The organism is Vibrio sp. (assembly GCF_047973365.1).
GTDB lineage: Bacteria > Pseudomonadota > Gammaproteobacteria > Enterobacterales > Vibrionaceae > Vibrio.
Map to the genome: position 1 here is coordinate 1 of NZ_JBKEBW010000021.1, position 12,696 is coordinate 12,696.

General features: G+C 43.9%; 11 protein-coding genes and 1 pseudogene. 8 read left to right on the forward strand and 4 right to left on the reverse strand.

The window, feature by feature from the left end:
- From ACK5MF_RS03360 to map, 4 genes and pseudogenes are all read right to left on the reverse strand, one after another.
- A pseudogene (locus ACK5MF_RS03360) lies at window positions 1-199 on the reverse strand (helix-turn-helix domain-containing protein); the annotation flags it as partial.
- A gap of 171 nt (window positions 200-370) precedes the next feature.
- Window positions 371-751: a DUF3461 family protein gene (locus ACK5MF_RS03365; RefSeq protein ID WP_416919366.1), complete on the reverse strand. Its 381-nt coding sequence runs from the start codon at window positions 749-751 to the stop codon at window positions 371-373.
- A 161-nt stretch (window positions 752-912) separates the two neighbouring features.
- Window positions 913-3,537, reverse strand: a complete 2,625-nt coding sequence (gene glnD, locus ACK5MF_RS03370; RefSeq protein ID WP_416919401.1) for a bifunctional uridylyltransferase/uridylyl-removing protein GlnD — start codon at window positions 3,535-3,537, stop codon at window positions 913-915.
- Between the two features lie 327 nt (window positions 3,538-3,864).
- Window positions 3,865-4,707, reverse strand: a complete 843-nt coding sequence (gene map / locus ACK5MF_RS03375) for a type I methionyl aminopeptidase (protein WP_416919368.1) — start codon at window positions 4,705-4,707, stop codon at window positions 3,865-3,867.
- Between the two features lie 400 nt (window positions 4,708-5,107).
- On the opposite strand from map, the gene rpsB reads away from it, so the two are divergent.
- The 8 genes from rpsB to rseP all read left to right on the forward strand — a co-directional run bounded on the left by rpsB (window position 5,108) and on the right by rseP (window position 12,649).
- Entirely contained in the window at window positions 5,108-5,839 is a 732-nt protein-coding gene (rpsB, locus tag ACK5MF_RS03380; RefSeq protein WP_416919370.1) for a 30S ribosomal protein S2, read from the forward strand.
- 131 nt (window positions 5,840-5,970) lie between these two features.
- The gene (tsf, locus tag ACK5MF_RS03385; RefSeq protein WP_416919372.1) at window positions 5,971-6,813 is read left to right on the forward strand and encodes a translation elongation factor Ts; all 843 of its coding nucleotides are present in this window, start codon (window positions 5,971-5,973) and stop codon (window positions 6,811-6,813) included.
- Between the two features lie 189 nt (window positions 6,814-7,002).
- Window positions 7,003-7,728: a UMP kinase gene (gene pyrH / locus ACK5MF_RS03390; RefSeq protein WP_165312093.1), complete on the forward strand. Its 726-nt coding sequence runs from the start codon at window positions 7,003-7,005 to the stop codon at window positions 7,726-7,728.
- A gap of 42 nt (window positions 7,729-7,770) precedes the next feature.
- Window positions 7,771-8,328, forward strand: coding sequence for a ribosome recycling factor (gene frr / locus ACK5MF_RS03395; protein WP_416919374.1), 558 nt, complete (start codon window positions 7,771-7,773; stop codon window positions 8,326-8,328).
- A gap of 95 nt (window positions 8,329-8,423) precedes the next feature.
- Complete coding sequence (uppS, locus tag ACK5MF_RS03400; RefSeq protein ID WP_416919376.1) at window positions 8,424-9,176, forward strand: polyprenyl diphosphate synthase; 753 nt, start codon at window positions 8,424-8,426, stop codon at window positions 9,174-9,176.
- A gap of 15 nt (window positions 9,177-9,191) precedes the next feature.
- Window positions 9,192-10,034 (forward strand): phosphatidate cytidylyltransferase, encoded by an 843-nt coding sequence (locus ACK5MF_RS03405; protein ID WP_416919378.1) that lies wholly within the window; start codon window positions 9,192-9,194, stop codon window positions 10,032-10,034.
- 51 nt (window positions 10,035-10,085) lie between these two features.
- Complete coding sequence (gene ispC, locus ACK5MF_RS03410; protein WP_416919380.1) at window positions 10,086-11,294, forward strand: 1-deoxy-D-xylulose-5-phosphate reductoisomerase; 1,209 nt, start codon at window positions 10,086-10,088, stop codon at window positions 11,292-11,294.
- Window positions 11,291-12,649, forward strand: coding sequence for a sigma E protease regulator RseP (gene rseP / locus ACK5MF_RS03415; protein ID WP_416919382.1), 1,359 nt, complete (start codon window positions 11,291-11,293; stop codon window positions 12,647-12,649). Before ispC ends, rseP begins: the two co-directional genes overlap by 4 nt.
- Window positions 12,650-12,696 lie beyond the last annotated feature (47 nt).

The following is a 12,696-nucleotide window of genomic DNA, read 5'->3' on the forward strand; positions in this document are numbered from 1 at the left end:
ACGCTTCCAGCTTAGCTTCCGCACTAAGAGAATGGCCATCAATTAAAAATGAATTTGAACCATGCATAGTGAAAACATGAGCCCAATAACGAACATGTTTTGTTGGGACAGAATATTTTTCAGCGAGCTCTCGAGGAGTGGAGCCATCAAGATACTTTTTAGCTACTTTGAACTTTAACTCGCGACTGTATTTGGACATAAATAAAAGACCCCCAATAATTGGTTGTCCAACTATTGGGGGTCACTTCACTACGCGTGGGAATGCATATTTGACTCACAGAGAGTCAGATTAACTGCCTATTTTGGCTTTGGTATGCATTCCCACGGGGACCGTGGGAATGAGAATTATACCTAATGCCTTATGCGAGCACTAAAGTTTTTCGAGGTCTGCTTCGATTTCCGCTATCTTGCTTGCAACCACTTTCTCCAAGTGGCGAAGATCTTGCAAAATCTTCTGTTTTACATCGATTTCCTGTGGTGTCTCTGGACGGGTTATTTGGTTGAGCTCATCAATAATCAAGGTTAAGTTGCGGTTGATTTCTGTGATCTCTTTATACTGATGACTTCCACTGTCAACCAAAACGCTTTTTTTCTGCCTTGGGTATTTAAACTTTACACTTTTGGCGAATAATTCACCTTTTTGCTTCTTAAAGTAGATTTTTAGCACATCTTTATGCGCCTCTTGGCGTAAAGAGTAGCGTTCTATCTGGCTAGGATCTTGGATTCCTAAGCCATTGAGGTGTGGAAACATAAGCGACCTCTAGGTTCGTGTTTTACATCAATTTTACAGGATCTGAATAGTTTGAATTTTAGACAGAGCCTAAGTTAAATGTAGCAGCCCCGAAGTGTGTTAGATAGCTGATTTTGCTTAAATCGATTAACTTGTGGGCAAGATCGCTATTTGTAACAATTTCAATCGGGCGCAAGTTGTGAAACATTGGCGATGAGTTTTTCGCGCAAAAGAGTCTCTTCCTCCTCACTGAGCTTGTTACCCTGCGGACTGGTCAGTATGAACAAGTCTTCTGCTCGCTCACCCATAGTGGTGATTTTCGCTGCATGAAGATCCAGATTCAGTGCAGAGAATGTAGCACCTACGGTTGCGAGTAACCCTGGAGTATCAAGAGCAACAAACTCCATCAGTGTCCGTTTCTTACTTCTGGTTGGTAAAAAGTCGACCTTGGTTTTAACCGTAAAATGCTTCAACTGACGCGGAAGGCGCCGGGTTTTGAGTTCCAACACTTTTTCGCTTTTTAGCACATTGACAATGTGCTTGCTTAGCGCCTGATGACGAGCTCCTTCAATCACGGCTCCGTTTTGATCCAGTACCATAAAGGTATCGAGAACATAGCCATCTTTGCTGGTCATGATTTGTGCGTCATGGACGTTAAGGTTGCGTCTGTCCAGTTCGCCAACGACTTTGGCAAATAAAGAAGGCTGATCTTTGGTATAGATAAATATCTCAGTGCCGCCTCGAGTCGCTTTTTTGCTCAGCAGTACTAGAGGCTGAGTTGGATCTTGATGGCGCAGTAAATGAGTGCAATGCCACGCAATTTGTTTGTGAGTATGACGCAGAAAATAATCCGCTTTGAATCTTTGCCATAGCAATTCAATTTCTCGGCTGCTAAAGCCTTCTTTACGTAACAATGCGGAAGCCAGTTGTTGGTTATGGCGAATACGGTCACGTACATCGACAGGGTTTTCCAACCCACGACGTAGCGCTCGCTGAGTCGAGTAGAAAAGTTCAGCAAGCAAGGTTCTCTTCCAACTGTTCCAAAGCTCTGGGTTAGTTGCACAGATATCAGCAACGGTTAGACAGACCAAATATTCTAAATACTCTTCGTCACGAACTTTTTTGGCAAATTCGATAATCACTTCGGGATCATAAATGTCACGCCGTTGTGCGGTGACAGACATCAGAAGGTGATTGAGTACTAACCAAGAGACCAGTTTAGCTTCAGGTTTTGATAAGCCGTGTTCGATACAAAAATCGTACGCTTCTTCCGCACCGATTTCTGAATGGTCGCCACCACGACCTTTACCTATGTCATGGAAAATAGCGGCGAGGATCAGCAGCTCTTTTTTCTGCAATTTCGGATAGATTTCACAGCAGATCGGGTGTCTGTCATGATTGGCCGGATCACCAAAGGTATTGATGTGTTTGAGCAGGCGAATACTATGTTCATCAACAGTGTACGCGTGAAATAGGTCAAATTGCATCTGACCGACGATTTGACTCCATTGCGGTAGATAAGCGGCCAGTACGCCCAGTTTGTGCATTAATCTGAAGGCTCTGTGCAACGCATTTGGATGACGAACCAATTCCATAAATTTGTCGCGTGCTTCGGGGATGGTGTGCAAAAATTTGTTTAAACGACGTCGCGCAGTGCGCAGTTGGCGCATGGTTGCAGGAGCGACACCATCAATGGTCGAATCATTGGCGATATGGAGGAACATATCCAAAATCGTTTCTGGTCTTGCTTGGAATAAGGCTGGTTTTCTCGCCTCAATTAGACTGCCACGGCGTTGAAAATCTTCATCGAGGATTTCTGGTTCACACTCTTCACCGTTATTTAAGATGGCTTGATCAAACAGCTTGAGCAACATTTTATTAAGCTCAGCAACGCGACGAACGGTGCGGTAGAACTCTTTCATCATCATTTCAACCGCACGATTGCCTTCACCGCTAAAACCGAGATGTTCTGCGACTTGCGCTTGCAGACCGAAAGTGAGGCGGTTGTCGTAACGTTTAAGCTCAATGTGCAAAGCGAAACGGACGCGCCATAAGAAGTCCTGACATTCAACCAGTTCACGATATTCTGCATCGGTTAAAAAGCCGTAGCGGCTCATTTCGTAGAGAGACGTTGCGCCAAAGTGGCGGCGGGCAACCCAGCTTAAAGTGTGAATGTCGCGCAAACCACCTGGCGTCGACTTGATGTCTGGCTCCAGGTTGTAGGTGGTATCGTGATAGCGAGCATGGCGTTCGCGTTGTTCTTGGATCTTCGCTTTGTAGAAGGTTTCACTGGGCCAGAAGGACTCTGAATGAATCACCATTTTTAAGCGATGGAAGGTATCTTCACTACCTGCCAATAACCGAGCTTCTTGTAAGTTGGTGGCAACAGTCAGATCTGCCCGGCCAATTTCTGAGCACTCATCAACAGTGCGAACCGCGTGTCCTACTTCTAAGCGTAAGTCCCAAAGCAAAGTGATAAATTCACTGACCTTGCGTGCTGTCTGTTCGGCTATTTTGTTATTCGATATGATCAAAATATCAATATCTGAGAGAGGATGAAGCTCTCCGCGTCCGTAACCGCCAACAGCAACTAAGCTCAGCTCGGCAATGTCCATGAAACCAAAGTGCTGCCATAAACGATGCAGGAGTAAATCCATATACTCCGAACGTCCTAGAACGAGATCAGTCACAGGGTGGTGATTTAAAAACTCTTGTTTCTGGTATTGCGCAAAATGTTCGAGCTGCTGTTTTAACTCGCCGATGGTGAGCTGTTGAGCAGAAAAAGTTAAAGGAGACTGGAAAGGCATAGTGAAAGCATCCATGCTAGTATCTCGTTTTTGAGATAACAATTAAATATTTGTTGAAATCAATCTACCAGATAGTAATAGATAAAAAAATATCCCTGCAAGCAGGGATATTTGAGTTTGTTGACAAAGTTGGTATTCGATTTATACCTGATATTCCTAACCCTACCGTCATTCCTGCGAAGGCAGGAATCTAGTTCTGGCGTGCGTTGAAACTAGATTCCAGATATTTCGTTCCGAAATTCTGGAATGACGAAATTGGGTTTGTCATCAGTCTGAAATATCCCTGCGAGCAGGGATATTTGGTTTGAGATTCAATTTTGTCGGCGTTTAAGCATTAACTAAAAAACGTGGCAGAGACTCTTCTGCGCGTAGCGTTAGGATCTCACAGCCGTCTGCCGTAACTAAAATGGTATGTTCCCACTGAGCGGATTTCTTACCATCTGCTGTGTACACAGTCCAATCGTCTTCGTCATCTAAACGACAGCCGAATTTACCAGCGTTGATCATCGGCTCGATAGTAAATGTCATACCTTCACGCAGGATGGTACGATCGCTGTTTTTGTAGTGAACCACTTGCGGTTCTTCATGAAATCCAGCACCAATTCCATGCCCGCAGTAGTCGCGTACGATAGAAAATTTGGTACTTGGGTTATTCTTATTGTTGGTTTTGATGTATTTCTCAATCGCTGTACCGATTTCACCCAGTTGAATACCTGGCTTCACTTTCTTCAGTGATAGGTACAAGCTCTCTTGAGCAACCATGCATAGGCGTTTATCGGCAGGTGAAACCTCACCAACAAGGAACATCTTTGATGTGTCGCCGTGGTAACCATCTTTAATGACTGTGATATCGATATTGAGGATGTCACCCTCTTTCAGTACCGCAGGACGAACCAATTGGCCGAACTTTGTATCCTGAGTAGCAGGAATACCATGACATACAATATGGTTGATCGAAGTACAAATTGATTTTGGATAGCCGTGATAATTGAGAGGTGCTGGAATTGCGCCTTGAACTTCAGTGATATGTTTGTGGCAGATCTGATCCAACTCTTCAGTGGTCACACCTGACTTTATATAAGGTTCAATCATTTCTAGAACTTCTGCGGCCAGACGACCAGCAACGCGCATTTTTTCTATTTCTTCAGCATTCTTAATTTTTACAGACATCAGCTTTACTCTACATACATGTTGGCACTTGGTGCGTGCTAATCGCGTTATTGTATCAGTGGAAAGAGGAATCGCAAGGAAACACTCAAATAAGAATTGTTAATATCGCCTATAATGACTGCTAAGCGTAGAGCATATATCTAAGAAATTTCACTAGTGTGAGTGTGAACTACTGACAAGTGAATGGCATTTTTTTCTAGCCATAAAGGTGAAAAATATGATATAAAGCGCGCCGGAATCAGGGTCTGTTTTCTTCTTTGATGGCGAATCAGATTTTGCTCCATTAACTTTTATCTTAAATCACACACATTCCGACACGTGTTCCGGGGTGCTCCAAGTATTAGCTTAGGAGTCGGATGCATGGGGGATGTGGAGGCCTAACCCCATAGAGGATTTTATAATGGCAACTGTATCAATGCGCGATATGCTGAAAGCTGGTGTTCACTTCGGTCACCAAACTCGTTACTGGAACCCAAAAATGAAGCCATTCATTTTCGGCGCTCGTAACCGCGTTCACATCATTAACCTAGAAAAAACTGTACCAATGTTCAACGAAGCTCTAGCTGAGCTAGTTAAAGTTGGCGAGAAAAAAGGTAAAGTTCTTTTCGTAGGTACTAAACGCGCTGCATCTGAAGCTGTTAAAGAAGCTGCTCTTGCAAGCAACCAATACTACGTAAACAACCGTTGGTTAGGTGGTATGCTAACTAACTGGAAAACTGTTCGTCAATCAATCAAGCGTCTAAAAGATCTTGAAGCACAGTCTACAGACGGTACTTTCGACAAACTAACTAAGAAAGAAGCTCTAATGCGTACTCGTGAAATGGAGAAGCTAGAGAAATCTCTTGGTGGTATCAAAGAGATGGGCGGCCTTCCAGACGCTCTATTCGTAATCGACGCTGATCACGAACACATCGCAGTTAAAGAAGCAAACAACCTAGGTATTCCAGTGTACGCGGTTGTTGATACTAACTCTAACCCAGACGGCGTTGACTACGTTATCCCAGGTAACGACGACGCAATCCGTGCAGTACAACTATATCTAAACGCTGTGGCTGAATCTGTAAATGAAGGCCGTAACAAAGACGTAGCGGCTGTAGTTGCTGAAAAAGACGGTTTCGTAGAAGCTGAATAATAGCGGCTCCGAGTCTCACTTAGTGTATGGGTTAAAAACTGAAACATATGCTAGGTTATAGTTAGTATTGGGGGCCGATAATGTAGGCCCTCAATTTTTACCTTATCCAGAATTTAACTGAGGAATAGAGAATGGCTGTTACTGCTGCTCTAGTAAAAGAACTGCGCGAACGTACTGGCGCAGGTATGATGGAATGTAAAAAAGCGCTTGTTGAAACAGACGGTGACATCGAGCTAGCAATTGAAAACATGCGTAAGTCTGGCGCTGCTAAAGCTGCTAAAAAAGCAGGTAACGTAGCTGCTGAAGGTACTATCGTTATCAAAGAAGCTAATGGTGTAGCTGTTCTTCTAGAAGTTAACTGCCAAACTGACTTCGTAGCAAAAGACGGTAACTTTACAGCATTCGTTAACCAAGTAGCTGAAGATGCACTAGCAACTAAAGCAACTGTTGAAGAACTACAAGCTAAATTCGAAGAAACTCGTGTTGCTCTTGTTGCAAAAATCGGTGAGAACATCTCAATCCGCCGCGTACAATACGTTGAAGGTGCTGCTCTGGCTTCTTACCGTCACGGCGATAAAATCGGTGTGGTTGTTGCTGGTGAAGGCGATGCAGAAACTCTAAAACACATTGCTATGCACGTAGCGGCTTCTCGTCCTGAGTACGTGAACCCAACTGACGTACCTGCAGACGTGGTTGCTAAAGAGCGTGAAGTTCAAGTTGAAATCGCTATGAACGAAGGCAAACCAAAAGAAATCGCAGAGAAAATGGTTGAAGGCCGCATGAAGAAATTCACTGGCGAAGTTTCTCTAACTGGTCAGCCATTTGTAATGGAACCTAAGAAATCTGTTGGTGAGATCCTTAAAGAGCGTGGCGCTGCTGTTTCTACTTTCGTACGCCTAGAAGTAGGTGAAGGTATTGAGAAAGCTGAAGGCCTAAGCTTCGCAGAAGAAGTTGCAGCGGCGCAAAAAGGTTAATCCTTAGCGAATTGCTGATAAAAAGACCGTGGCCAAGGCTGCGGTCTTTTCACGAATAAGGCGATGAATATTTAGCTAGCTAATTTGTATAACTAAATGAGTCGAACGGCTTAACCGTGACGAATATACTTACTTAAGTAAGTCTATTCATGACTGTTAATCAATCACTCTCTTTGGAAGGTAAAGTCCATGACAACGAACCCTAAACCAGTATATCAACGTATTCTGTTAAAACTTAGCGGCGAAGCGCTTCAAGGTGAAGAAGGTTTTGGTATTGATCCAGCCGTTCTTGATCGTATGGCTCAGGAAGTAAAAGAGCTGGTAGAGCTTGGTGTACAAGTGGGTGTTGTTATCGGTGGCGGTAACTTGTTCCGTGGTGCTGGTCTGGCTAAAGCGGGTATGAACCGCGTTGTGGGCGACCACATGGGTATGTTAGCAACAGTAATGAATGGTTTAGCTATGCGTGATGCACTTCACCGTGCCTATGTGAATGCTCGTGTAATGTCTGCTATTCCTTTGAATGGTGTATGTGATGATTACAACTGGGCAGATGCAATCAGCCAACTACGTGGTGGTCGTGTGGTGATTTTCTCAGCAGGTACTGGTAACCCGTTCTTTACTACTGACTCAGCGGCATGTCTACGTGGTATCGAAATTGAAGCGGATATCGTACTAAAAGCAACCAAAGTTGACGGTGTGTTCTCAGCAGACCCTGTAGCTAACCCAGATGCGCAATTGTATGATAAACTTTCATACAGCGACGTTCTTGACAAAGAATTGAAAGTAATGGATTTAGCGGCGTTTACATTGGCTCGTGATCACGGCATGCCAATTCGCGTATTCAATATGAATAAACCTGGCTCTCTACGCCGAGTGGTTATGGGTGAGGCGGAAGGTACGCTGATCAGCGCCTAAGTATAATCACTCTCTGGATGAAATAAGAATTAAGGTGAAATTGTGATTAATGAGATTAAAAAAGACGCTCAAGAGCGTATGGACAAAAGTGTTGAAGCACTAAAGAACACCCTTTCTAAGATTCGTACTGGTCGTGCTCACCCAAGCATACTTTCTGGCATTTCTGTTGAGTACTACGGTGCCCCAACACCTCTAACGCAAGTTGCAAACGTTGTGGCTGAAGATGCACGTACGCTAGCAATCACTGTATTTGATCGAGAGCTAACGCCAAAAGTTGAAAAAGCAATTTTGGCTTCGGACCTAGGTCTGAACCCTATGTCTGCGGGTACTATTATCCGTGTTCCACTTCCTCCGCTAACCGAAGAGCGTCGTCGTGATCTGGTTAAGATCGTCCGTGGCGAAGCCGAAGGTGGTCGTGTTGCGGTACGTAACATTCGTCGTGATGCTAACGGTGATCTAAAAGCTCTGCTTAAAGATAAAGAAATCTCTGAAGATGAAGATCGTAAAGCTCAAGATGAGATCCAAAAACTGACAGACGTAGCTGTGAAGAAAATCGACGAAGTTCTTGCAGCAAAAGAAAAAGAGCTAATGGAAGTTTAATCTCTCATAACTTTCAATGATATAAACGCTGTGCTCGCAGCGCGGCGTTTATCTATGCTACTCTTCATCATCTTTTTTATCGTCAAAACTTCCTTATGCAAAATTCGCAACTCTCTCCAGATGCTTTACCACAACACATTGCAGTCATTATGGATGGCAACGGACGTTGGGCCAAAGAGCGGGGTAAACCTCGTGTGTTTGGACACAAGAACGGTGTCGCTTCAGTTCGTAAAACGATTTCTACCGCAGCCCGTTTGGGCATCAAAGCGGTAACGCTTTTCGCTTTTAGCAGTGAAAACTGGCGTCGACCTGAAGATGAAGTCGGAGTGTTAATGGAATTGTTTATGACAGTGTTGACGACAGAAGTTAAAAAACTGCATAAAAATCAATTACGTTTACGTATTATTGGCGACAAAAGTCGTTTTAGTGAACGCTTGCAAAACAAAATTGCTCAAGCAGAACAACTAACGAAAGATAATACAGGCATGTTGATCAACATCGCTGCAAATTATGGCGGTCAATGGGATATTACTCAAGCAACCAGAGCTATTGCTGAAAAAGTTGCTCTGGGTGAACTGGTTCCTTCGGATATTAACGATGAAACCATTCGTGCTCATCTGACTATGTCCGATATTCCTGCGGTTGATTTGATGATTCGTACGGGCGGCGAATGTCGCATCAGTAACTTTATGTTGTGGCAGTTGGCCTATGCTGAACTGTATTTCACTCCGACTTATTGGCCTGAATTTGGCGAAGAAAGCTTGGTTGAAGCAGTGACTTGGTTTGTTAATCGTGAGCGCCGTTTCGGTTGCACTGGTGAACAAATCAAGGCATTGATGGAAAAATAAAATAGGATTTAAAGTTTGAAGCAAAGAATAATTACAGCGCTCATACTTGCACCTTTGGTGGTTTTAGCCATTTTTTATCTCTCTCTACCCTGGTTTATGGCTGCTTTGGCGGCAGTGACTTTTGTTGGTTGTTGGGAATGGACTCAATTTGTCAATGCTTCATCCCGTTATGTCGCACTTGTACCGGCCATTATCGCTGGTATCGCAAGTTATTTCTGGCTAACAACAGACGAAACTTGGTTTCATTCTCTCAGTGATTCGCATCATTTATTGCTTATTGTTGGTAGTCTTTGGTGGTTACTGTCTAGCTTTCTTGCCATTAGCTACCCTAAATCTCGCCCTTGGTGGGAAAATTCTAACGTTTTACGTCACATCTTTGGTTTGCTTACACTTATTCCATTTTTTTGGAGCGTTATTTTCCTGCGAGCAGAGAACATTGCCATTGATGCGTTTCATGGCGCTCGCTTAGTGCTGTTTGTTTGCTTGATCGTTTGGTCGGCAGATAGCGGTGCTTATTTTGCGGGTAAGAGCTTTGGCAAGCACAAGATGGCTCCGGCGGTAAGTCCAAATAAAACCATTGAAGGCTTGCTCGGCGGTGTTGCTGCCGCCATGTTAGTCGGTTGGGTATTTGCTGATCTATTTAGTATTCAGTTTACTTCACTCCCGGTGATGTTAATTACCATATTGTTAACTGTGGTGATCTCCGTACTTGGTGATTTGGTTGAGAGCATGTTTAAGCGTGTTTCTGGGATCAAAGACAGCAGCAATATTATCCCTGGACATGGTGGAATTCTTGACCGTATAGACAGTTTAACGGCTGCATTCCCCGTTTTCGCTTTTCTTTACTTTATGCTTTAACAGGTAGGCAAGCGAGCCTTGCCTGTTTCAATTATTTATAACGGTTTTGCTATGCGTAAGTTAACGATTCTTGGTGCAACCGGCTCTATTGGAGCCAGCACGCTTAAAGTAGTTAAAGAAAATCCTGAGCAGTTTGATATTGTTGCTTTAGCTGCGGGCGTTAACGTGGAAAAAATGCGTGAACTGTGCCAAATATGGCAGCCCCAATATGCAGTAATGGCAAGCGCAGAAGCCGCTAAGCAGCTTGCAACACAGCTAACAGATCTAAAACTTCGAACAGAAGTTTTATACGGTATTGATGCTATGTGTCACGTTTCTTCAATGCCAGAAGTTGATACCGTAATGGCTGCTATTGTGGGCGCTGCGGGTTTAGTGCCAACTATGGCTGCTGTAAAAGCGGGTAAGCGGGTATTGCTTGCTAACAAAGAAGCGCTTGTTATGTCGGGGCAGTTGTTTATTGATGCGGTAGAGCAATACGGCGCCGAACTGCTTCCTGTCGATAGTGAGCATAATGCCATTTTCCAGTGCTTACCGCGAGAAGCGCAGAGCCAACTAGGTCGATGTGATCTCACTGCTAGCGGTGTCTCTCATATTTTATTGACAGGGTCGGGCGGTCCATTCCGTTATAGCGATATCAATAGTTTATCGAATGTGACTCCAGCACAAGCCATTGCTCATCCAAACTGGTCAATGGGACCGAAGATTTCCGTCGATTCTGCTACCATGATGAATAAAGGTTTGGAATATATTGAAGCTAAATGGCTATTTAATGCTTCAAGAGATCAGCTTAAAGTGTTGATTCATCCTCAGTCGGTCATTCATTCAATGGTGCAGTTTAAAGATGGTTCCGTGATTGCGCAGATGGGTGAACCCGATATGGCGACGCCGATTGCCTTTACCATGGCGTATCCAAATCGTGTCAGTGCTAACGTTAATCTGCTCGACTTTACTCGTCTGAGTGAGCTGACTTTTATGGATGTGGATTATCAGCGCTACCCTTGTTTGAAACTGGCTATTGATGCCTGTTATGAGGGTCAACACGCGACCACATCACTCAATGCCGCGAATGAGGTTGCTGTCGATGCATTTTTGCAAGGGCAAATTCGTTTTACCGATATTGCATTGATTAATGAAACGGTATTGTCTCAAGTATGTCGTACTAATACCCAGTTACATTGCTATGACTTGGAAAGCCTGTTGGAGCTAGATACAATGGCCCGCAAGATAGCAGATCAAGTCCTAAAAGAGCGTATATTATGAGTGGCATTTTGTGGAATTTTGTATCCTTCATCGTAGCCCTTAGCATCTTAGTTGCGGTGCATGAGTTTGGACACTTTTGGGTCGCAAGAAAGTGCGGAGTAAAAGTTGAAAAATTCTCAATTGGTTTCGGTAAGTCCATCTGGAGTAAAGTTGGCAAAGATGGGACGGAATACAGCATTTCGATGATCCCACTCGGTGGCTTCGTTAAGATGCTAGATGGTCGTGTCGACGACGTCCCTGCTGAAGAGCAGTGTTATGCATTCGATAAAAAACCGCTGTGGAAACGCTCTGCTATTGTGGCTGCGGGGCCTGCATTTAATTTTTTCTTCGCTATTTTTGCCTACTGGATTGTTTTTCTTGTCGGTGTTCCTACCGTTAAGCCGGTTATAGGGGAAATCATCCCTCATTCCATCTCTGCTCAAGCCGGATTAGAGAAAGGAATGCAAATCACATCGGTGTCAGGCGTTGAAACGCTCAATTGGGAGGCGGTCAATATGGGGTTGATTGATCACATCGGTGATCAGCAACTGGTGATGACTGTGACCTCTCAACAAGGTGTCGGCATCGACGAAATTAAAACTTTAGACCTGGCGGAATGGAACTTTGATCCAGAATCGCAGTCTGCTATGGAAGCCTTAGGTTTTAAACCTTATACCCCTGAAATATATATGTCTTTAATGAGTGTATCTGAAGGTGGTGCAGGACAAATTGCGGGTCTTAAAGTGGGTGATATTCTAACTCACATTGATGGTCGCTCTATCAACGACTGGCAACAGGTAGTGACGGCGATTCAAAACAGTGCCGATAAACCACTTCAACTAAAGCTAGATCGAGATGGTGAGGCTTTATCGGTCGTTTTGATTCCTCAGGCAAAGAAGGTTGCTCAAGGAAAAGTGATTGGTTTTGCTGGTATCGCTCCTGAAGTCGCACAATGGCCTGAAAACTATCGCTTTGATCTCCAATATGGTGTATTTGAGTCGGTTGGTAAAGCGGTCGAAAAAACTGGTCAAGTTATTGCTTTAACCATCAATATGTTGAAGAAACTTATTGTCGGAGATGTTGGTCTAAATAACTTAAGTGGCCCTATTTCGATTGCCAAAGGTGCAGGAACGACAGCCGATTATGGTTTGGTCTATTTCTTGGGCTTTTTAGCTCTGATCAGTGTGAATCTAGGGATCATAAACTTGGTACCATTACCTATGTTGGATGGTGGGCACCTATTATTTTTTGCTGTTGAGGGAATTACCCGTCGCCCGGTACCAGAAAAAGTACAAGAAATGGGCTATCGAATTGGTGGGGCAATTATTTTCTCCTTAATGGCTGTGGCATTATTTAACGATTTTACGCGCCTGTGATTGATTAACATTAGGCAAAAGCTGTAGTAAGGAATAATTCAAATACA

Coding starts and splice junctions, on each gene's coding strand:
- ispC (WP_416919380.1), top strand. CDS start 10,086: ATGCGTAAGTTAACGATTCTTGGTGCAACCGGCTCTATTGGAGCCAGC.
- map (WP_416919368.1), bottom strand. CDS start 4,707: ATGTCTGTAAAAATTAAGAATGCTGAAGAAATAGAAAAAATGCGCGTT.
- ACK5MF_RS03365 (WP_416919366.1), bottom strand. CDS start 751: ATGTTTCCACACCTCAATGGCTTAGGAATCCAAGATCCTAGCCAGATA.
- tsf (WP_416919372.1), top strand. CDS start 5,971: ATGGCTGTTACTGCTGCTCTAGTAAAAGAACTGCGCGAACGTACTGGC.
- rpsB (WP_416919370.1), top strand. CDS start 5,108: ATGGCAACTGTATCAATGCGCGATATGCTGAAAGCTGGTGTTCACTTC.
- pyrH (WP_165312093.1), top strand. CDS start 7,003: ATGACAACGAACCCTAAACCAGTATATCAACGTATTCTGTTAAAACTT.
- rseP (WP_416919382.1), top strand. CDS start 11,291: ATGAGTGGCATTTTGTGGAATTTTGTATCCTTCATCGTAGCCCTTAGC.
- glnD (WP_416919401.1), bottom strand. CDS start 3,537: ATGCCTTTCCAGTCTCCTTTAACTTTTTCTGCTCAACAGCTCACCATC.
- uppS (WP_416919376.1), top strand. CDS start 8,424: ATGCAAAATTCGCAACTCTCTCCAGATGCTTTACCACAACACATTGCA.